Origin of the sequence: uncultured Roseobacter sp. (assembly GCF_947499265.1) — a bacterium.
In the GTDB taxonomy this organism is placed as follows: domain Bacteria; phylum Pseudomonadota; class Alphaproteobacteria; order Rhodobacterales; family Rhodobacteraceae; genus Roseobacter.
Genome location: NZ_CANMNK010000003.1, coordinates 562,896 through 583,511 on the forward strand (window position 1 = coordinate 562,896; position 20,616 = coordinate 583,511).

Annotated in this window: 14 protein-coding genes; 6 read left to right on the top strand and 8 right to left on the bottom strand. The window is 62.1% G+C overall.

The window, feature by feature from the left end; all coding sequences use genetic code 11:
• Positions 1 to 30: 30 nt before the first annotated feature.
• The 3 genes from Q1A63_RS10735 to Q1A63_RS10745 all read left to right on the top strand — a co-directional run bounded on the left by Q1A63_RS10735 (position 31) and on the right by Q1A63_RS10745 (position 2,538).
• On the top strand, positions 31 to 921 hold the full coding sequence (locus Q1A63_RS10735) for a MurR/RpiR family transcriptional regulator (RefSeq protein ID WP_299631489.1): 891 nt from the start codon (positions 31 to 33) through the stop codon (positions 919 to 921).
• Positions 918 to 1,997 (top strand): aromatic ring-hydroxylating dioxygenase subunit alpha, encoded by a 1,080-nt coding sequence (locus Q1A63_RS10740; protein ID WP_299631491.1) that lies wholly within the window; start codon positions 918 to 920, stop codon positions 1,995 to 1,997. Before Q1A63_RS10735 ends, Q1A63_RS10740 begins: the two co-directional genes overlap by 4 nt.
• Positions 1,998 to 2,157: 160 nt before the next feature.
• On the top strand, positions 2,158 to 2,538 hold the full coding sequence (locus tag Q1A63_RS10745; RefSeq protein ID WP_298970562.1) for a carboxymuconolactone decarboxylase family protein: 381 nt from the start codon (positions 2,158 to 2,160) through the stop codon (positions 2,536 to 2,538).
• Between the two features lie 72 nt (positions 2,539 to 2,610).
• Here the strand turns inward: Q1A63_RS10745 and Q1A63_RS10750 are convergent, their stop codons facing one another.
• From Q1A63_RS10750 to Q1A63_RS10765, 4 genes are all read right to left on the bottom strand, one after another.
• A complete protein-coding gene (locus tag Q1A63_RS10750; RefSeq protein ID WP_299631494.1) occupies positions 2,611 to 3,234 on the bottom strand; it encodes a 3-oxoacid CoA-transferase subunit B in 624 nt (207 codons plus the stop codon).
• The gene (locus tag Q1A63_RS10755) at positions 3,234 to 3,938 is read right to left on the bottom strand and encodes a CoA transferase subunit A (protein ID WP_298971567.1); all 705 of its coding nucleotides are present in this window, start codon (positions 3,936 to 3,938) and stop codon (positions 3,234 to 3,236) included. Before Q1A63_RS10755 ends, Q1A63_RS10750 begins: the two co-directional genes overlap by 1 nt.
• A 186-nt stretch (positions 3,939 to 4,124) precedes the next feature.
• Entirely contained in the window at positions 4,125 to 4,745 is a 621-nt protein-coding gene (locus Q1A63_RS10760) for an alpha/beta hydrolase (RefSeq protein WP_298970558.1), read from the bottom strand.
• Between the two features lie 9 nt (positions 4,746 to 4,754).
• Positions 4,755 to 5,687, bottom strand: a complete 933-nt coding sequence (locus Q1A63_RS10765; protein WP_298970556.1) for a VOC family protein — start codon at positions 5,685 to 5,687, stop codon at positions 4,755 to 4,757.
• Between the two features lie 132 nt (positions 5,688 to 5,819).
• On the opposite strand from Q1A63_RS10765, the gene Q1A63_RS10770 reads away from it, so the two are divergent.
• The 3 genes from Q1A63_RS10770 to Q1A63_RS10780 all read left to right on the top strand — a co-directional run bounded on the left by Q1A63_RS10770 (position 5,820) and on the right by Q1A63_RS10780 (position 10,322).
• Complete coding sequence (locus Q1A63_RS10770; RefSeq protein ID WP_298970554.1) at positions 5,820 to 6,725, top strand: LysR family transcriptional regulator; 906 nt, start codon at positions 5,820 to 5,822, stop codon at positions 6,723 to 6,725.
• A 175-nt stretch (positions 6,726 to 6,900) separates the two neighbouring features.
• On the top strand, positions 6,901 to 8,064 hold the full coding sequence (locus tag Q1A63_RS10775; protein WP_299631497.1) for a 2Fe-2S iron-sulfur cluster-binding protein: 1,164 nt from the start codon (positions 6,901 to 6,903) through the stop codon (positions 8,062 to 8,064).
• Entirely contained in the window at positions 8,064 to 10,322 is a 2,259-nt protein-coding gene (locus Q1A63_RS10780; protein WP_298971565.1) for a mechanosensitive ion channel domain-containing protein, read from the top strand. Before Q1A63_RS10775 ends, Q1A63_RS10780 begins: the two co-directional genes overlap by 1 nt.
• Here Q1A63_RS10780 and Q1A63_RS10785 read toward each other — a convergent pair.
• The 4 genes from Q1A63_RS10785 to Q1A63_RS10800 are packed head-to-tail and all read right to left on the bottom strand — an operon-like array spanning position 10,319 to position 20,611.
• The gene (locus tag Q1A63_RS10785; protein ID WP_298970550.1) at positions 10,319 to 13,663 is read right to left on the bottom strand and encodes a hypothetical protein; all 3,345 of its coding nucleotides are present in this window, start codon (positions 13,661 to 13,663) and stop codon (positions 10,319 to 10,321) included. The genes Q1A63_RS10780 and Q1A63_RS10785 overlap by 4 nt on opposite strands.
• On the bottom strand, positions 13,663 to 17,472 hold the full coding sequence (locus Q1A63_RS10790; protein ID WP_298970548.1) for a hypothetical protein: 3,810 nt from the start codon (positions 17,470 to 17,472) through the stop codon (positions 13,663 to 13,665). Before Q1A63_RS10790 ends, Q1A63_RS10785 begins: the two co-directional genes overlap by 1 nt.
• Positions 17,473 to 17,474: 2 nt before the next feature.
• Positions 17,475 to 18,491 (bottom strand): hypothetical protein, encoded by a 1,017-nt coding sequence (locus Q1A63_RS10795; protein WP_298970546.1) that lies wholly within the window; start codon positions 18,489 to 18,491, stop codon positions 17,475 to 17,477.
• Positions 18,492 to 18,493: 2 nt separating this feature from the next.
• Positions 18,494 to 20,611 carry a hypothetical protein gene (locus Q1A63_RS10800; RefSeq protein ID WP_299631501.1) on the bottom strand — a complete coding sequence of 706 codons (2,118 nt, stop codon included), beginning with the start codon at positions 20,609 to 20,611 and terminating at the stop codon, positions 18,494 to 18,496.
• Between the last annotated feature and the right edge of the window lie 5 nt (positions 20,612 to 20,616).

Here is a 20,616-nt window from a genome sequence, read left to right on the forward strand (position 1 = left end):
GCTAAGTATACATATGTACCATTGTCAATCATGAATGAAACAAATGTATCAAGACACGTCTTGCACCAGCTCAGCGCCGTCTGGGACGCGCTGACGCCGGAGGCGCGCAAAGCCGCACGCTACGTGCTGGAAAACCCGAACGATGTCGGCGTCTCGACGGTGCGCGAGATCGCGGAAGCAGCCAATGTCAAACCCAATACCTTTGTCCGGATGGCCCGTCAGGTTGGTTTTGAAGGCTACGAGGATTTCCGCGCGCCCTTTCGCGCGGCCATTCGGGCAGGATCAGCGGATTTTCCGGAGCGTGCACGCTGGCTGCAGGACATCCGTAAATCCGGCGATCTGGGCGGTCTCTATGCGGATATGGTGCAGGACGCGCTGCGCAATATCGAGGAGACCTTCGCGCAGATCACAGCCGAGCAGCTCAAGACCGCCGCCGAGGCGATCTGGAATTCGCGCAATGTCTATGCCCTCGGGGTTGGCGTCAACAACGCCAATGCTCGGAATTTCACCTACCTGGCCTCCACCGGCATGACGCAGTTTCATGCTATTCCCCGGCCCGGATCAACGGCAGTGGATGATCTTGCCTGGGCGGATGATCAGGATGTCTTGATTGCCATGACCTGCAAGCCCTACAGAACCGAGGTCATCGAGGCCATTGCAATTGCGCAGGAACAGGGCCTGACGGTGATTGGCCTATCGGACAGCCCGGCCAGCCCGGTCATTCTGGCGGCGGATCACGGGTTTGTTGTCGCCGTCGACACACCGCAGTTCTTTCCCTCCTCCGTCAGCACCATCGCCCTGCTGGAAACGCTGCTCTCCTTTGTCATCGCCGTTGCAAGCGACGAAATCGTGGACCGCGTCACCGCCTTTCACAAGCGCCGCCATGAACTGCAGATCTACCATGAGGCTGCCGACCGATGACCGAAGCGTTGCGGACGCTTGAGGCGCGGTATTACACGGACCCGCAGATTTTCGAGATCGAGCGCAGCGGCCTGCTTGGGCGGACCTGGCAATTTGGCTGCCATACCAGCCTGCTGACCACGCCCGGGGATTACACGACCTTCGAGATTGCGGGCGAAAGCCTCTTTGCCATCCGCGGGCGCGACGATCAGATCCGCGTTTTCTACAACGTATGCCAGCATCGGGCGCATCAACTGGTCTCTGGCACCGGCAGCACCCGCGTGGTGGCCTGCCCCTACCATGCCTGGACGTATGAGCTGACCGGTCAGTTGCGCGCCGGGCCGAACATCGATGCCGTCGCCGGGCTGGATAAATCAGATATCTGCCTGACCGAGGTGCGCGCGGAAAACTTCCTGGGCTTTCTCTTTGTCAATCTGGATCCCGATGCCCGGCCGATGGAAGACTGGTTTCCCAACACGCGCGCCCAGCTGGAGGAATGGGTGCCGCATTGGGCGCGGCTGCAGCCATTGGAGTGGGTCGATATCTCGGAGCGTTGCAACTGGAAAGTCTCCATCGAGAATTATTCCGAATGCTATCACTGCGCGTTAAACCATCCGACCTTTGCCACGGGCGTGGTGAAACCTTCGACCTACGACATCCAGCCGCAGGGCAAGTGCCTGCGCCACACCACCGAATGCCAGAACCTTGAGGCGATGCGCTACGACATCCATTCCGGCCACGCCCATTACGACGCCTATTCCAGCTGGTTTTTGTGGCCCATGTTCAGCTTTCAGGTCTACCCCGGCAACGTGTTGAACACCTACCACTGGCGTGAGATCGACGCGGATCATGTGGTGGTCTGGCGCGGCTGGTACGCCATCGACGGACAGGAGGACGCCACCGTGCGGCAACTGGCGGCACAGGACCGCGAAACCACTGTCGAGGAGGATATTCACCTGGTGGAATCGGTTCAGCGCGGGCTGAAGTCGCGCGGCTACAGGCCCGGCCCGCTGGTGGTTGATCCCGCTTCCGGCGTGAATTCCGAACATTCCCTCATGCACCTGCAGCAATGGATGCGGGAAGCGCTTGATGGGTGAGGTCAACCCCGGCACAGGCGAGAAACGGGCAGGTTTTGGTGAGTGAACGGTCCGTTGGCGGTGTTCAAACACCCGTTGGCGGCTAAAGCGGATCGGGATATGGCCGGTAAAAGGGCACGAGGCGCTGTGGACCTTCGCCATCAAATTGAAAGGATGAGACATGAGCAGTTTTGACGAGGATCTTTTTCTGAAAGGGCTGGAGCAGCGCAAGGCGACCCTTGGTGCGGAATACGTTGAGGCAAACCTCGCTGCAGCGGATGATTTCACCCGCCCCTTTCAGGAGGCGATGACGGCCTGGTGCTGGGGCTTTGGCTGGGGCGATGACGTGATCGACGCCAAGACCCGTTCGATGATGAACCTCGCGATGATCGGCGCGTTGGGTAAGATGTCAGAGTGGGAAATCCATTGCCGGGGCGCGCTCACCAACGGGGTGAGCAAGGAAGAAATCCGCGCCATCATTCATGTCGTCGCGATTTATTGTGGCGTGCCGCAGGCGTTGGAGTGTTTTCGGGTGGCCCGACGGGTGCTGGAAGAGACCTGACTGCATTTGTCTTGGAAAATCACGCACGCAGGGGATGATACCCCGCGCGCGCATGAGAGTTTCGACAGGGGGCTAGACGATTTTTGCCTGTGTTGCGGCGCGCATTTCTTCCTCTGACACGCCCTCCGCGGTCTCGACGATCTTCAGTCCACCTTCGACCACATCCAGCACGCCCAGATTCGTGATGATCCGGTCCACAACGCCTTTGCCCGTCAGCGGCAGGGTGCATTCTTTCAGCACCTTGCTGTCGCCATGCTTGTTGGTGTGATCCATCACAACGATTACCCGTCCGACGCCTGCGACCAGATCCATGGCGCCGCCCATCCCCTTAACCAGCTTGCCCGGGATCATCCAGTTCGCCAGATCGCCGTTTTCTGCCACCTCCATGGCCCCCAGAATGGCCGCTGCGATCTTGCCGCCGCGGATCATGCCAAAGCTCTGGGCTGAATCGAAATAGGAGGTCCGGCGCAACTCTGTGATGGTCTGCTTGCCTGCGTTGATCAGGTCCGGGTCCTCTTCCCCCTCAAAAGGAAAGGGGCCCATGCCCAGCATGCCGTTTTCCGACTGCAGGGTGATGTCCTTTTCGCCAACGTAGTTTGCCACCAGGGTCGGAATGCCGATGCCAAGGTTGACATACATGCCGTCTTCGAGTTCTTCGGCGGCGCGCGCCGCCATCTGATTGCGATCCCAAGGCATTATGCGCCCTCCTTCTGGCGAACGGTGCGTTGTTCGATTCGTTTTTCGTGGGTGCCCTGGATCAGGCGGTGCACGTAGATGCCCGGCAGGTGGATGGTGTCCGGGTCAAGCGAGCCCAGCGGCACGATCTCCTCGACCTCCGCCACGCAGATGCGGCCACACATCGCCGCAGGTGGGTTGAAGTTGCGCGCGGTCTTGCGGAACACCAGGTTGCCCGTCTCATCGGCTTTCCACGCCTTCACGATCGACAGATCCGCAACGATCCCGCGCTCCATGATGTAGGTCTCGCCGTCAAATTCCTTGTGCTCCTTGCCCTCGGCAATCACCGTGCCGACGCCGGTTTTCGTATAAAAGCCAGGGATGCCGCAGCCGCCCGCGCGCATCCGTTCGGCGAGGGTTCCTTGCGGGTTGAACTCCAGCTCCAGCTCGCCCGAGAGGTACTGGCGCATGAATTCCGCGTTCTCGCCGACGTAGGAGGAGATCATTTTGCGCACCTGGCGCGTCTGCAACAGGATGCCGATGCCGAAGTCATCCACACCCGCATTGTTGGAGGCAAAGGTCAGGTTCTTGGTACCCGCATCCTTGATCGCCTGCAGCAGCAGTTCTGGGATGCCGCAAAGCCCGAAACCGCCGGCTGCGATTAGCATCCCGTCCTGCAACACCCCATCCAGCGCCTCAGACGCAGAGCTATAGACTTTCTTCATCGTGCGCGTTCCTTTACGTTCAAGAAGTGACACGCTCTGGTCGAGCGCGGGCCGTATGCGTGACCCGAATCTTTGCCCGGACATTCTTCCGCGCAGGGCGATCATGCAACCACTTTGATGCAAAACACTGCTTTTCAGGTGCGCGATACGTGCGGATTGATGACCCACGCCGCTTCGGGATGCATATCAATCCTTTCCCGGGTCCGTGCTGAGAAAATCCTGAACGGCGCTAAGTTCGGATTGCGCGATCTCATGGCCGCCTGCGTGCCAGTGGATCCGTACGTCCGATCCCTGCGCCGACAGATATCGTTGCAAGGCCCGGGTTTGTTCGGGTGGGCAAATCGGGTCACGCTCCCCTGCGGAAATCAACACGCGCGTCTTGCGAAGCCCCGGTTGCGGTGCCGGTTGCCACGGGATCAACGGGTGCAAAAGAACCGCCTCCTGCACCAGATCAGGCTGCGCCAGCATGACCGAGGCCAGAATATTGGCACCGTTTGAATACCCCAGCCCGATCACCCGCGATGGCGCCAACCGCGCAACATGCGCTCTCATGAAATGCGCCATGGCATCGGTACGCGCGGCCAAATCAGCCATATCGTAAACACCCTCGCCCGTGCGGCGAAAGAACCGGGCGGCGCCCTGCTCTGATACGTCGCCACGCGGGGAGATTACATGCGCACCGGGCAGCAGATGGGTTGCCAGATCATGGAACTGCGCCTCATTGCCCCCGGTGCCGTGAAAGGTGAAGACAAGGGGTGCATCCCCTTGTCCCAAAGTCTCCTTGTATAGGTAGCTGTCATGCGACATGAGGCGTCCTCACCCGGCAATCGGTTGCAATGTACGCTCAAGTGTCGGGCGCAGATGTTCATGCTGCGTTGGCAGCTTCAACGCCTGACCCAGGTTTGCCGTATCTTCATCCCGGTCGAAACCGGGCTCATTCGTCGCAATTTCGAACAGAACGCCGCCGGGGGTCTGGAAGTAGATCGCCCAGAAATAGTCGCGATCAATGACCGGCGTGACCTGGTAGCCGGTGTCCATCAGCGCCTTGCGCACCTCCAGCTGTGCCGCCCTGTCTTCAACCGCAAAGGCGATGTGATGCACGGACCCCGCCCCCTGTCGGGAGGGTGCCACATCAGGCAGCGCCTCAAGGTCGATGGTATTGGCACCGGTCCCCTCCGCGACTGCAAAGCGGGTGATGTTTCCCGCTTGGTCGACTTTCTGGTAGCCCATGAAGCCCAGCAACTCTGCCATTGCCCCATCGTCCTGCAGCCGCATGCCAGCGGAATGAAACCCGCGGATCGCATGATCTTCGGCGACCCCGTTTCCTGTCCACGGTGCACGTGTATCCGCGTCGATTTCGGCAAGCGCGAAGCCTTCGCCATCGGGGTTTTTGAACGTCAGACGCCTTTCCCCGAAGTGGTCCTGCAGGGCCAGTTCGCCAGCATGATATGCGGCAAGACGATCCTGCCAGAACGCCAGTGACCCTTTCGGCACCGAGAAGACGGTTTCGCCAATCTCTCCAGTGCCTTGACTGCCACGGATGATGTTGGGGAACGGGAAATACGTCATCACCGAGCCCGGCGTTCCCACCTCATCCCCGTAGTAAAGATGATAGACATCCGGCGCGTCAAAGTTGACGGTCTTCTTGACCCGGCGCAACCCGAGGACTTGGGTAAAAAAGGTATTGTTCTCATTTGCATCCGCCGCCAGCGACGTCATGTGATGCAGGCCCTTGATTTGGTTCAGCATGTCTTTCTCCTTTCGGTAGCGCGACCCTGCGGCCGCAACAGCTCCTGTTTCTGACCCCAAGATAGGGAAAGCCAACTGTTGCGATAAGCGGCGGATTATGGAAGTTATTATCCCGCAAAGTGGGATTATATCATGGCCGGACACCTGGAACGCATCAAAACCTTCTTGTCGGTCGCCAATGCGCAGAGCTTTTCCGCCGCCGCGCGGGCGCAGAACAGCTCCTCCTCGGCTGTGACACGCTACATTGCCGAACTGGAAGAAACTCTGGGGGTTCAGCTATTTGTCCGCACCACGCGAAAAGTGTCGCTCACCCAGGCGGGCCTGCAATATTACGACAAGGTGCGCCCGCTGGTGACCGATCTTGCCCTTGCCGATGATCTGGCGCGGGCGCATCAGGACGCGCTGACCGGCGCACTGAAAATCAGCTGCCCGCTCTCCTTTGGTACCCGCTTTCTGAAAGACCCCCTGACCGAATATGCGGCATTGCACCCCGGCGTCGATTTGCGGGTCAACCTGACAGACAGCTTTGTCGATATCATCAAGGATGACCACGACATGGCGCTGCGGATTTCTTCGGCGCCCAGCGACAAATCCACCATCTGGCGCAAGATCAGGCCCGTGCCGCGCTGTCTGGTGGCCGCCCCTGCCTATCTTGCCGGTGCTGCCGCTTTGAAGGTACCGAGCGATCTCGGCAACCACGCCTGTCTGGGCTACACCAACCAATCCGAGGGCGAGGTCTGGCAGTTGGCGCATGTAACGGGGAATACGGTCCGGCCCACGCGCGTGCCGCCCGGATTTGCCTGCAACAACGGCGATCTGATTGCGCAAATGGCCGTTGCTGGCGCGGGCATTGCCTTGTTACCGCGTTTTATTGTGCAGGAGGCCATCGCAACAGGCGCATTGGTTGAGGTGCTGTCAGAGTGGCGCGCGCCGGAGATCTGGCTGACAGCGTTTTATCCGCCCTACCAGAAACTGCCGCTTGCCATCGATCAGTTCACCGAAGTTTTCGAGCGCCACGCCGATGATTTTGACCTGTAACGCGCGACGCAAATTCCCCACACCCTCTGATCGATCATGGCCATTCTGCGTGGAAAATGCGCAGACGGGTTGCAATGGCAGACAAGAATGCGGACAGTTTCACCACGAAACCGCGCAAAAGACGCGTTTCCGGCGCATCTGCATCGCCGCCGGGACTTGAAGGGGGGCAGAGCCAATGGACACCGCGAGAGCAACGGGAAAAGCCTCGGGTCTGATCCTGCGCACGGTGCGGATCTGGTCCGGCCTGTTCCTCTTGGCTTTCGTGACCACACATCTGCTCAACGTCAGCCTTGGGGTGATTTCTATCGATGCGATGGATGCGGCCCGGCCGTTCCTGTCCGGCCTCTGGGCCAACCCGGTCATGGGGCCGCTGCTGCTCAGCGCGCTTTTCATCCATTTCTGTCTTGGCCTTTGGGCGATCTATCGGCGTCCGACGCTGCGCACCAATCTGCAGGATCTCGTGCAGCTCTTTTCCGGTGTGATCGTGGTGCCGCTTTTGGCGACACATGCGGTGGGCGTGTCATCGCTCAAGCTGAATGGCGTCACGTTTGACTATGCTGCGGCGATCAAATTCTTCTGGTTGGGCCAACCGGCAATCGGGTTGTTGCAGGTGATCCTGCTCTCCGTTGTCTGGGTGCATGGGTGCGCCGGGTTGTTTACCTGGCTGCGCGCAAAGGAAAGCATGCGCAATGTGCTGGGCGGGCTCTACCCCATCGCGGTCGCGGTTCCGGTGCTGGCGCTTGTCGGCTTTGCCGAGGCCGGGCGCGGCGTTCTGATCGAAGCGCAAGCCATGCAAAACGCCGCACCAGCCTATTCGGAGGCGCCCCCCGAATACGCCGAGACGCCAGCCCCCAGCGCGGCCCCCAGAGTGCCATATGAGGTGATCAAAGAGGTCACAAATCAGGTGATTTGGGGATCGCTTGCCCTGGCTTTACTCACCTTCGCGGCCCGTGGGGTGCGGGTGGCCCTGCGTAGGTCCGAAACCGTGCGCCTGCAGCGCGGTGATACGCCACCGATTGAGACCACATCCGCGCTGAGTGTCTATGATAGCTTCCAGGCGCATCATCAGCCGCACGCCGGTTTGTGTTCGGGGCGCGGGCGTTGCGGCACCTGCGCGGTGCGCATCCTATCCTCGGAGTTCCCACTGCCGGACCCAAGCGCTCTGGAGGCCAAAACCCTGGGCCGCCTTGGGGCGGCGGAGGATGTGCGACTGGCCTGCCAACTGATCCCCTCGGGTGGTTTTCTGCAAGTTGAGCCGCTTTACCCCGCGGATTACAGTTTCAAGGACGAGGACTATGCCCGGGTAGAGCCTCCGCGCGCCTCGGAGGCCCCGGCGTGATGTTCTGGCGACAGCTGCGTGCGTGGAGCATCGCCGCCGTCTTGCTGCTGATCGCAACCATTACCGCTGCGCAGGAAACAACACCCGTCGCCCCACCTTCGGCCAATGATCTGCACGAATTCACCCGGCTGCTGGCAGATGAACGCATCCAGAATTGGATACAGGATCAGGCGGATGGCGCGGAAGCCGCCGCCCCCGAGACACGCAAAACCATTCGCGCGCAGTTGCGCGAAGCGACGGACAGGGTCAATGCCCGTGTGGATGACCTGAGCGCGGCTTGGGCCAGCTTTGATCAGGCACCGGAGGTCATTGCCGCCCGTTGGCGTGAACAATTGACGCCGGACAGACGCGTGCGCAGCCTGACCTTTGCGCTGATTTTCCTGTTTTTCGGCGCCGGGTTGGAATGGTTGTCGCGCCAATACACCAACCCATTGCGCCGGCGGATCGAATTTGGCACCTTCAGACGCCCCCGCGAACGGCTCTATGCCGCCCTCACCCGCACCGCCCTTGCGCTGACAGGGCTCGCGATGTTTGCGATTGGCAGCATCGGTGCGTTTTCCATCGTGTCATGGCCGCCCCTCCTCTACACGCTGATCCTGGCCACGCTGATGGGGATCGTGTCGGTCCGGGCCATCAACACGCTGATCAAGCTTTTCCTCGCCCCCAAGGTTGCGCAGCTGCGGCTGCTGCCTGTCGGGGACAGGATGGCCCGTGTCGTGGGCCGCACACTGATGACCTTTTCGGCGATGTTGATCTTCGCGATCTCTCTGATCGACGTCTTCGATCAGTTGACCACGGCAGATGTGCCGGAGGCTGTCTCTCCTGAGACGCTTTCCGTCGCGGTTCTCTTTGCCCTCTTGCTGCTGGTCGCCAGCCTGATTGCCATCGCCCTCTGTTTTTCGCAGGCGAAAAAGCACACCGGGCTGATCTCGCACCGATCGATGGCGCGCTGGCGGGTGTACCTGAGCCTGCTGAGTGTCTTGATCTTTGCGACCTGGCTGGTTGATACACGCGCGCTGATGTGGACAGTGGGGGCCATCGGTCTGACGATCCCGATGCTCAAGCTGCTGAAGGGCTGGACAAATATGGCATTTGACCATGCCATCGCGGATTTCACCACCAAAGCCGAAAAGGCCCGAGCCGCCGAAACCTCCCTCGACCCCGAGGAGATCATAAGCGAAGAAGAAGCGCCGCCAGAACCTGAGCCCATCGTTGATCCCTATGAAACCTACCGCCCGATTGCCCAAAGACTGATCCGCTTTGCGGTCTTTGTCGCCCTGGGCCTGACACTTGCCCTGATCTGGAATGCCGGGGTCTTTGAAAACTCCGAAACGCCCACCGTCGCGCAACGCATTTTCTCCATCCTGATCGACAGCGCCGCCGCTGTCCTGATCGCCGATCTGGTCTGGACCTGGGGCAAAACATCCATCGACCGCCGACTGGCCGCCTATAAGCCCCCCGAAGATGGCCAGGCGCCCGGCCCCGAGGCGCGCATGGCCACGCTGCTACCGCTGTTGCGCGTGGTGCTGATGGTGACCCTGCTCAGCATGGTCATCATGTCAGTCTTGTCGTCGATGGGGGTCAATATCGCGCCCATCCTCGCAGGTGCCAGCGTCATGGGCATCGCCATCGGCTTTGGCGCGCAATCGCTGGTCAAGGATGTGGTCTCAGGCATCTTCTTCCTGATCGACGATGCCTTCCGCGTCGGTGAATACGTCGAGATCGATCAGCTGCGCGGCACGGTCGAAAAGATCTCGATCCGATCCTTGCAGATCCGCCACCACCGCGGCGCGGTCCACACCCTGCCCTTTGGCGAGTTGAAATCCATGACGAATTACTCGCGCGACTGGGTGATCATGAAGCTGGAATTCCGCGTGCCTTTCGACACCGATCTGCAGCTGGTGAAAAAGATCGTGAAAAAAGTCGGAGCCGAGCTCAAGGCCAACGAACACTACGGCGATTCCATTCTCGATACGCTGAAATCACAAGGGGTTCGGAGGATGGAAGAATTCAACATGGTGGTGGGCGTCAAATTCATGACCCGCCCGGGCGAACAATGGCTGGTGCGGCGCGATGCCTATCAAAAAGTGCGCGATGCCTTTGAGGCCAATGGGATCCGCATGGCCGAGCGCAATGTGAAAGTTGAAATCGCGGGTGATGAACACCTGACTGAAGACGAACGCAAAGCCGTCACCGCAGCGGCCCAGGAGGCGGTGACCCAGCCCGTCAAGCCCGGTGTAATTCCGGATGAACCCTAGGCGCGTTTGAACTTGCGCACGGCAACCTGGGCCGACCGGCGCACCACCGCTTTCAGATGTGCGCGGTTGAGATCGGCCAGCGACAGCGGGTTGCCCGGAGAGGTCACCACCGCGATCAGCATGGCATAGTCACTGGGACCGGCATGGGTCAGATCCACGGTGAACTTGACCGCGCGCGGCGTGCGGGCGTCCACAGGTGCGGTGGGCTTGCCCCGCCCGACGTATGTCAGACCCGCCACAGCGGCGGGGGAATTGCCCTGCACGGTCTCCTGAACGAAAGTGCGCCAGGGGTTCGTCATCGCAAACCCGCTCAGGTCCCCGGACGGCGCACCGCTTTGCAAAAACAGGTCGATGTTCACATCGCTGCCCGGCACCGGGGTCGTATGGCGATGGTGCACCATCGCAAAGACGTCATGAACCGCTTGTGCGTATTGCACTGCTTCGGGAGCGGTGAGCAGGTCCGCCTCATTCGGCAACCCCGGATCCCACGGATGTGCGCCCGTGGGCAGAATGATCAGATCGGGGCTTTTGTGAAAGGTCTGGTCGGTCACATTGTCCAGCGGGCTCAGCGCCGTGGCGGGCAATTCCATGCGGCCCGTGTCATGGGGCACCGTGCGGATGAAGGTTTTGCCCACAGAGGTCGGTACGTCGGAAATCTCCCGCTCCCACACCCCGCGCGACACCAGCGCGGCGCGCAGGAATGTACCGGCCGTCGAGACGGAGATGCTCAGATCCTGCACCATCGTTTGCGGCAAACCCTCCATCGCCGGGCGCCAGGTCCAGCTGGGGTGTTCGCCGCTACGGTCAATCTCCCCGTGCCACACGCCTATGCGATTGCCGACATAGACGTGATCGCGCGCTTCGGGGTCAACGATCACGCAATGCGCCCCCGCTGGCGATCCGCCCGTCCCGCTGCCCGCGTCCAACGGCGCGTTGCGCAGGCCGGTGGGATACCAGCGCCCCTGCCCGTTGTACCACCACAGCGTGTCGAACTCGGGGTCGCTGACAATATCGCCGCTGGCATCTTCGCTGCGCTGGCCGGTAGTGGTCACATAGAAGGTCTCCCGTCCGGACACCGTGGCGTCGTGCACCGCAATATCGGTCCAGGCGCTGGTGGCGGGATGGGGCAGATAGTCCAAGAATGGGTTTGGGACGTCATCATCTTTCTTGCTCTTCGGGCGCTCAACCCCGGAGGACGTGCTGACCACCGAATTCGCAATCGGGGTCCAGACCTGCGGGCCGGGGGTTACCGCACGGGCGGAGCGGAAGATGCGTATGGTGCGCGTACAAAGCACCAGCAGCGCCGTCCCCTCATATTGATCTGCCGTGTCGCCTTCCTGCAGGATTTCGATCCCAAGCACCGGATCGCGGACACCGCCCTCGGTCAGCCAGTCCTGATTGAGGGCTGCGGCGGCATGACCATCTGTCAGGCTGGGGATCGTGACCCAATTCATATTGGTTGCGGCATCGCGCCATTTGTCGGAATACCAGATGCGGTTCGTGCCCAGAAACAGCCGCGCATCCGCATTGTCGGTGGCTGCCGCAGCGGCCCCCTGAGAATAAAAGCTCGACCGCTTGCCTTCGTCGGTTTCCGCCGTTGTCGCGGGATCCGTACGCACCACCGGCCCCCAGGGGGTCATCGCGGCGGGTTCGAAATTCCACGAGGCCTGCACATATTGCATGACCCGTTGATGCGGCTGTGTGGGGTGGAAGAGGCACCCGCCGCCATCGCCCTTGCGCTGCAGCGACCAGACCGTATCGCCAATGCGTTGAATGGCACCATTGTCCTGCGTCCCCGCAATCATCGGCCCGTCCAGCGCGGGATGGGAGGCGATGTAGCCGGGTTCGGCAATCGCGAGCCCGGCATTCATCGCGCGGGTCGTGCCGCCGGAATGTCGGAAGACGCCGCCATCGCAGCCCACCCAGATCGTGCCGCCCACTTCGGTCAGAACATGGACATCCGGGTGCATGCCCAGCCCGATATAGGTAGAATCGATCACGGCAAGATGTTGATTGCCCGGATCAAAATCCGTTGTCAGCCCGGCGCCGGATCCGGTGATGGTCAAATCGAACAGCGCCGCATTCCAGTCGACATAGAGTTCCAATGACCCGCCGATCGTGACCACGTCATCGCTGCCCACCTTACGCACGGCAATTGCCTGATCGTAGTCCGCCTGGTCATTGCCGGTGGTGATCAGGTTGCCCGCCCCATCCCGTCTGACGCGCGACACAAAGAGACCGACCGGCACATTCTGCACGACCGGAGCACTGTTTGTGCTCTGCGACAGATCCACCTGCCACAGGGCGGCGTGGTCGAGATTTGTCGCGGGCTGGAACGGGCTGGGGACCTTGCCCAGCACATACATGCGGTCGGTGTCCGGCGCCGGCGCGATGCTGATCCGCGATTTTGGCTGCATATTGGTCAACGCGATGCGTTCAAAGGTACCGCCCAGGCCCGTTGGTGACCGGTAGAGCCCATCCTGCGCACCGCTGCCCGCCAATGTCACCCAGAGGCCCTTGTCGTTCCAGACCACATCCGAGCAATAGGGATCGCCTGGCAGATCGGCAAAATTGGTGGTTGTGAATTCTACACGGTTCCAATCGCTATCTTCGTCGAAATCCCCCTCGCGCGACCACAACCCATTGGAGGCCGCCGCCACCAGGGTCCCAGCACCCGCCAATGTGGGCGTCACGCCAGGATCGGCTGCGAGCCGGAAAATGCCGCGCCCGGCGAGGTTCTTGGCCTCCCGGGTCCAGGGATTTTGCAACGGATTGGCCAGCGCATCCGGCAAGGTGCCGCTGAGGCGCAGCACCCCAAGCCCCCCCAGCTTTCTGCCCGGAATTTCCGCCAGCCGCGGATTGCTTTCGCCGGTGCCGACATAGACAATGTCCTTGGCCGGATCGTCAGCCGCACCGGTCTTGCCAAATACGACCCAGAGCGCACCGATGGTCAGTGATAGATCTGACCGATCAGCGGTCGGGGCCAGCCCAGCAGCCCCCAACGGCACCCACGACACCCCGGCGTCAGCGGAATACCAGACCCCGCCGTTGGCGCTGCCCACATAGATGCGCTGGCCGTTCGGGCTGACCTTGATCGCGCGCACGCGGCCTGCCACCACCGGATTACCCTCGGCCTGCCCGTTTGTCATGATCGACGGGCCCAGCGGTATCCATGTCCGGGCTTCGTCGAAATTGGCCTGAATGACGTCATCGAGCTCTTCGAGATCCCCCAGCACCCCGCCCGGCAGGCCGATACCGCGATCCCGCGCCGCCTGTTCCTGCCGTTGCGCCAGCATATCAGGCGATTTGGAGAATTCGCGTGGCCAGTTGTAGCGGGTCATCAGCTGTCCTCCCCGATTTCCGGGCCGTCATCCGGGGTGATGCGGATATAGCCCTCTTCGACAGTGGCGCGGCCTGTGGGCAGCACGGCGGCCTGCGTGGCGGCCAGAATAGGATCGTCGCGCCAGGTGATCGGCGTGCCACGCCGCGTCCAGGTCTGATTGGCGCCAAACGCCGCGATCTTGGGCAGGCGCACCTTGTCCGGATCAATGATCACCGGGCCAATGCGCGCCGAGGGCGCCACGCGCCCCAGCCCCGGTGAGACCCAATCATTCAGCAATTCCAGCGACTTGCGCGGCAAAAACCCGGTGGTCGCATGCACCCGCGCCGAGGGGTGCATGAGCAAGGTGAGCCGCAGTTTCTGCCCGACATGAACGCCCAAAGGCTCGCCCGCCCCAATGTAAGGGGCATCCAGCGGATTGGGTGCAGGCAGGAAACCGGCGCCAACCTGCGCTGACACCCCGCCCATGATTGCACGGAACCCCGCGCCTTGACGGCTGATGCGTGCGGCCTGCGCAATCTCTTTTTCGATCAGGTGGAACAGCCCGTAATCCTCCCCGATGAAGAACCCGTAAAGCCCGTCATGCCCCTTGGCGATCTCCCCCAGACGCACCTTGAATTCCTGCGATTTGACCGCATCGAACACTGCCTCGCGGATCAGATGTTCGCGGATGTCATCCGCGCTGTCGCCAAATGCGCCGGTTTTTGACAGATCTTCCGGGATATCCAGCCAAAGTTGCGTCATGACCACCGCGATGGGCCGTCCGACCAGCCCGGCAATGGTGGCCCCCGCGGAGGCGAGACTGCTGTCGACGCTCCAACTGGTGGTATCGACCGCGCGCAGAAAGGCACTGAGGGGGCTTTCTTTTTCCGCGTCAGCCTCCGAATTTCGTTGCAGAATGTCGGTTTCGATCATGCCTTGCGCAATCCGGCCACAAAGCCGTGCAGAGGCCGGCAGATCCGCCATGGGGGACCCTGACGCGGGCCCGTCCCGCCCGACGCCGCCCTCCCAGATCAAACCGCCGGTCACCGGATCATGCAGAACCTCGCCCAGGGGCTGCCCGGTCTGGTCGAAGAATTCCACGGATTCGTCGATGAAGTCCGGCAGCACATAGCCCGAGATGGGGTTGATCATATTGGCGGGCGTCGATTGATCCAAGCGCGCCTCGGCCGGGGTTGCGGAAGTGTCTGCGGGATCCACAAAGCGCCACATCAACCGCGCGGGCAAGGACAGACGCGGCGGCATGGCCAAGGCCGGGTCCCCCGCTTCCGTCTTGGTCGCCAGCGCCGTGGGCAGCGTGATCTTGGTCGTTGGCACCTCCCGGAACCGGCCAAAGCTGTCGACGATCCGGGCCCGCGACAGGCGCAGCGTCCCATCGGCAATCAGATCGGGCAATCCGGCCTCCTCCAATGCCGTTGCCACCGATTGCGGCGCTTGCATTACCTGGCCATCGGGGCCGGTCTCGATGGCAAGCCAAAGATCGTTGATCCGGTCCAGCGTGATCGACCCCAGATCGGCATTGCGCAAAAAGCCGGAAAGATCGGAGAGCGTGCGCTCATGCCCCTCGTTGATCTCGCCCTCATTCGTCGCGTCGCGCTGGTTTTCCGCGATCAGATAGGTGTCGATGACCGACTGATAGGTGCGCGCCAGCCCGGAGGTGATCACGGAGCGTCCGCGCAACGTGATCGTCTTGCCCTGCGGCTCAGCCTCGCCTGCAAATTCGATGCGCCCCAGCGTCCATCCCTCAAACCCACTGCCCGGCGCGAGCTCGACCTCCCACTCCAGCCAGACCGGCGACCATGGCTGCACCCAGCTGGTCACGGCCACCGGGCTCGGATCGCGCCCCTCGGCGAGGGAAAACCGGCGCATCGCGTCACTCAGGGCGATCTGCGTCGCCATCGAGGTTTCACCGCTGCCCCGCGCGACCGGTACGATGCCGTCGTAAACCCCGTCCGGCGAATAGCGTAGCGCCATCTCGCCGCGGACACGGTTTTGCGTGGGCCCGACCTGATCGTCCCGCACCACCGCTTTGATCGCGGCAAAGATCCACGGCATCATGTATAGATCATCCATGAAGCTGCTGCGCAGGATGCGGTTGGTGATCGCGGGCACATGGGTGTTGATCAGCACCGGCACGTAGGTCGAGGCCTGATACCCTTCGCCGTATTTCTCCTTCAGCTCCGTCGACCAGCGACAGATCAGTTTGTTGTCTTTGGTGAAACGGCCATCGCCCAGAAACCGCTGGGCACGTCCGTAGTTGCGCAGCCCGATGACCGGTGATGTGGGCCGGTGATACCGCGGACCCGGGCGTTTGACACGCCGACGCTCGGGCGCATCGTCCAGGATGCTGCCCTTGCGCTTGTATTTGATGTCCTCGGCCCGCCGCCGCAGATCCTCCTGATCCGAGGAGGTTTTGCCCCGTTTGCGGCCATTCCAGATCACATCCGACCGCGGCGCAGCAGCAGATTTTGCCTTGGCCTCTTTGGTCCGCAGGGGCCTGCCCGCTTTCAGAGCAGACTGCTGCCGCGAGATGATGACATCCTCGTAGGTTTCCGGCCCCTGAAACGCCTCAAACCCATCGGCATGTTCGGCCTCGTCCAACGCCACGATGCCATCGCGGTTGCCGACGTTCATCAACGATGTATTGGCCACCGCCGTCAGCAGACGTTCAAAATACTCTTTCTTCGGGCCGGTGCGAATGCCCATGCCACTGGCCGCCTGCGCCGCGATCAACCGTTCCAGCGTCGGGGCCATCGATAGTTCGATCCTGGACGCGCCGGGTGCCGCATCCTTGGCCACGCCACCGGTCACCGGCACGCCGTAAACCGCGCCATGCAGCACGGTCTCATACCGGGCACGGGTGCGGCGCAGCACGACCTCGTCCATCTGGTATTCCTTGAACCCCGACAGCAATCCGATCTGCGAGGAACTGAGTTTCAGCGCGCTACGCACATCGATGCCTGTGGCGTCCATCTCGGCGTCTTGCCGGGCCGTGGTGAGCTGCCGTTTGGGTGATTGCCACTGGGTGATGAAGGGGGCGGTTGAGGCAGTCCAGTTGAACTGCGCGATCCGGCGTGGCACCGAATAAGGCAGGCTGATGCCGCTTAACGGATCATTGGCACGTTCCGCCCACCAGCCGATCACCACATAGCTGGCCTGCTTTGTCATCACCTGCCCGGTCTGCAAACCGTCCAATGGGTCGTGAAAGGCAAAACGGTTGAGGCTGGCGTCATAGGAAGCCGTCCAGTTCGGCGATCCGCCGACGATCCCGGTCAGCCCGTCGGGCTCCAGTTTATGCGCCAGACTGGCCGAAGGCGCATTGGGATATTTGGGCAGGTCGAACACACGCCCGGTGTCAGCCTCGATCATCCAGGATTTCAGATCCACCTTGGTGCGCCCGCTGCGCCCCGTCATCCGCACCACCAGCCAACGGTTGGGCAAGGGGCGCATTTGCACCGGTGCATCCTTGTCTTCGACCATCTCGCCCCGCAGCAAGCCATCGGGTAGCGCCCAATGCAGATGCACGCCCTTGGCCCGTGCGCGCGGTGTGGAAAACGGCTCCGTCACCTTGCCCTGATCGGCGCCCTCGCCCAGCTCCAGCGGCAGACGCACATAGCGTTCGCTATGCGACGCAGGCACATACAGCGCCTGCACATCCACCGGCACCAGCAACGCGGGATCGGGCACCACCGGGGGTTTGGGAAAGAGCACATTGGCATCCACAACACGGTCCTGCACCGTCGTGGCCAGCGTCCAGTTGCCACTGCCGAGAATGGCGTTCATCAGGTCCGGCTTGATCCGATCCGCCATGTTCAGTCCTCCGCGATCTTCAGTTTCAGGGCCGTCGTATAACGGGCCGCGACCTTGCCAAGCGTCGGTTTGAAGGCGTCGTTCTGCGTCGCCGTGGTGCCCACGTTCTGGGCAAAGACCTGCCGGTAGGGAAAGCGGATCATCTGCATGGCAAACTCCGCGCCGCTCACTGGGTCATTGGGCCCGGCGCTCATATTCGTGGACGTGGCGGCGGCAAAGGACCGGGCGGTGTTGCTGAGATCGAGCACCCCCGCAGCCCCGCGGCGAAAGCTCACCGGGATCTGCTGTGCCTGTGTCGGCAGGTCTTTTTCGACACCGCTGGCGTTGACGTAGTTCCCGGTTTCGACGTTACGGGCCGGCACGGTTGCGGTTGTCCTGCCCCGCGCGCTGGTTTTCAGATTGACGCCGAACTGGATGCCTTGCCGGGGTTCTTCGATGTGCAGCACCTTGGGTATGCCATCAAAGAGCGCCAGCAGAACGGCAGGCGACAGCCGCTGCAGCCGCAAGAGCTTGATCCGGCTGGGATGGGACTCCGGCACGATCTCCGCGTCATTGGGCGCAGGTTCATTCTTGTAAGCCCGCACGTGCAGCCCGGGCCACCCCGCCACCGCCGCCGAGCGCAGCAGGAACCCGGTCACCACGCCGGCCGTGCCGCGCAGCACCGGCTCGCCCCCCGGCGCGCGATATTGCCGTTCGGCGTCATCGACCTCCCCCTCGATCTGCGGATAAAGCTGCTCCAGCTGCCCGCGCTCGATGGTGTTGGTGGTCGCGACACTCAGCGCCCCCTGCACCAACGCATCGGTCCAGGCGCGATCCAGATAGAAGAACCGGATGGATTCGTTCGGCAACAGCTCGGTATCGGGCACCAGATTGTTGAACGGCACCCCTTCCAGCATCCGCAGCTTGGCCAGAAATGTCAGGATTTCGGGCGGCGTGATCGTACCCCCAGCAGTATCGCCGGTGGTGTCGAAAACCGCATCGGCCAGAAGTTGCAGCGTCATGTTCTGGGAAAGCGCCATGGTCAATTCCTCTCGAAACGGTCTTTGACGAAACTGTCGAGCGACGAGAAATCGCTCAGGTCCTTGACGGTGTCGGCCCTGATGTCTTTGGCGCCGATCGCCGTTTGGGCCAGCTCCACCAACCCGGTGGACAGCACGTCATCCAGTTGCGTCTCGATCTCGCCATTCAGGTCAATCTCTGCAGTGCTCACCCGCCCGGGCTCCGACGCCTGCAGCTGGGCGAAGGCATCGAGGTTATCCGGCTGGGCTGCGATCTGATCGACCAGCGCGCGGTCCATGCCCAGCCCTTCCGCCAGGAATCCGTTGAAATCGCCCGCCAGCCCCTGCGCCTTGACCCCCGGGGTCACCAGCTCCACCGGGGTCGAGATCGTGCGGTCCCGCCGCAGATCCAGTGCTGCAATGATCCCGCTTTCGAGCAGTTGCGGGATCAACCCTGCCCGGATCGCATCCAGAATACGCGCGTTGTCGAAATCATTGATCAGCGTGCCCAGGATGTCGGTGCTTTGCCTAAAGACCGTTTCCTGGCTCACCCGCGCGCGGCTGGCGCCAAACCGTTCGGCCCGCCAGCGTTGCAGCGCGGCGACAAAGGAAGGCTGCGACATCGCCAGCAAACGGCCCGTCTCGAAGGCCACGGCGAGCGAGACATCCTCGCGGCCATCCGGCGTCATCATCCGCAAATGGTCGCTGATATGGGCCAGTACCGGGAATTGCGCCTCCTCCGCCAGCGGATTGCGCAGCAGCTGGTGGGGGGAGAACGCACCGCGATACCAGGCATTGGCGTTTTCACCGGTGCGGGTCAGATGCGGCAGACCGACATGGCCGGTTTCGGCCATCTCCAGCGGCAATTGGGTGACAGGCGCCGCGCCCGGATCATCCCCGGTGACTTCAGGCACGCAGTCCGGCAGGGCGCGTTCGTAACCGCCCTCGGCCACGGTGCCCAGAAGGCCCACATCCAGCGAACTCATCAACTGCTGAAAGCTGCCCGCCCCCGCGCAGGTGAACCGCCATGAGGTCAGCACGGGAAAGCGGTAGAATTTCTCGGCAAAGAGCCGGTCAAGCGGGAAGTTGAAGCCTGAGAAGGTCCCCTCGACCCGCCGCACCTGCGGCTGTGCGGCGGCGTCCGTGGCGCGCGCAACGGTCGAGAAATCGCCGTCCAGAAAGGAGATGGAATCCATACGGCCCAGTACGTTCAACCCGTCCGACGTGGCCCCGGCCCGGTCGATCAGCGTGCCATTGTGAAACACCACCTCACCCCGGCGCACCGCATCGGCCATCGCCCCCGCATTGCTCAGATCCAGCAGGCGCGTATCGGTGCTGACCTTCTGCGGCACCGCGGTCCCTGAGGACACCGAAGCGGCATAGGTGGCGACGGTCCCGTTCAGGAAGAGATCGGCCATCTCGTAGAAAGGGCGCGGTGGCGCGGGCGCGGGCAGCACGTCCAACTGGTTTTCGAGGTTGATCAGACAGGCGGTGTAGGCCTTGGGCTTGCAGTTGACCGTGTCGTACTGCGGCATTCGGTTGGCGATGACGACGGCCAGAAAGCCATCCTCATCCCCCATCGCGTTCTCGGTGTCATCCGGGTTGACCTCGCGCACGTGGGTCAGCAGTGACAGGTCCTGAACGGTGGGGAAAATCTTGTCGACCGTCGACTGCGGCACCGACAGATAGCTGGCGCGCGGCGTGTCGATGTTGCCGGTCAATGTCTTGGGCGGGGTGATGCACTCCTCCCACGGCTGGTCGTGTTTGATCTCGCCTTCCCCCTCGGCGATGACCACCAAAGCCATCCAGGGGGTGGTGTCTTCGACGGTCTGACCATGAAATACCGTGCCCGCTGCCGCCGCGCGCCGGTCCCAGGGCAGCGTGCGCTTGCGCAGCACAATCTGCGGCAGACGCGCCTCATACGCCCCTTCGGAGTTCGCCGGCGGAAAGGTCATCAGCGCCTGATCGGGGGGCAATTTCAGGCGCGGGGCGGTGACATTGAAATGCATGTCATGCGGGGCCACAGGCAGGCTGGTGTTATCCGTGACATCCACATCGAGCGTCGAGCGGATCTTGTAACTGCCCGCCGACAGCGGGGGCACGATGCTGTCGTATAAGTAGAATTTACCTCTGGCGACCATGTGCT

Coding starts and splice junctions, on each gene's coding strand:
- Q1A63_RS10735 (WP_299631489.1), top strand. CDS start 31: ATGAATGAAACAAATGTATCAAGACACGTCTTGCACCAGCTCAGCGCC.
- Q1A63_RS10740 (WP_299631491.1), top strand. CDS start 918: ATGACCGAAGCGTTGCGGACGCTTGAGGCGCGGTATTACACGGACCCG.
- Q1A63_RS10745 (WP_298970562.1), top strand. CDS start 2,158: ATGAGCAGTTTTGACGAGGATCTTTTTCTGAAAGGGCTGGAGCAGCGC.
- Q1A63_RS10750 (WP_299631494.1), bottom strand. CDS start 3,234: ATGCCTTGGGATCGCAATCAGATGGCGGCGCGCGCCGCCGAAGAACTC.
- Q1A63_RS10755 (WP_298971567.1), bottom strand. CDS start 3,938: ATGAAGAAAGTCTATAGCTCTGCGTCTGAGGCGCTGGATGGGGTGTTG.
- Q1A63_RS10760 (WP_298970558.1), bottom strand. CDS start 4,745: ATGTCGCATGACAGCTACCTATACAAGGAGACTTTGGGACAAGGGGAT.
- Q1A63_RS10765 (WP_298970556.1), bottom strand. CDS start 5,687: ATGCTGAACCAAATCAAGGGCCTGCATCACATGACGTCGCTGGCGGCG.
- Q1A63_RS10770 (WP_298970554.1), top strand. CDS start 5,820: ATGGCCGGACACCTGGAACGCATCAAAACCTTCTTGTCGGTCGCCAAT.
- Q1A63_RS10775 (WP_299631497.1), top strand. CDS start 6,901: ATGGACACCGCGAGAGCAACGGGAAAAGCCTCGGGTCTGATCCTGCGC.
- Q1A63_RS10780 (WP_298971565.1), top strand. CDS start 8,064: ATGTTCTGGCGACAGCTGCGTGCGTGGAGCATCGCCGCCGTCTTGCTG.
- Q1A63_RS10785 (WP_298970550.1), bottom strand. CDS start 13,663: ATGACCCGCTACAACTGGCCACGCGAATTCTCCAAATCGCCTGATATG.
- Q1A63_RS10790 (WP_298970548.1), bottom strand. CDS start 17,472: ATGGCGGATCGGATCAAGCCGGACCTGATGAACGCCATTCTCGGCAGT.
- Q1A63_RS10795 (WP_298970546.1), bottom strand. CDS start 18,491: ATGGCGCTTTCCCAGAACATGACGCTGCAACTTCTGGCCGATGCGGTT.
- Q1A63_RS10800 (WP_299631501.1), bottom strand. CDS start 20,611: ATGGTCGCCAGAGGTAAATTCTACTTATACGACAGCATCGTGCCCCCG.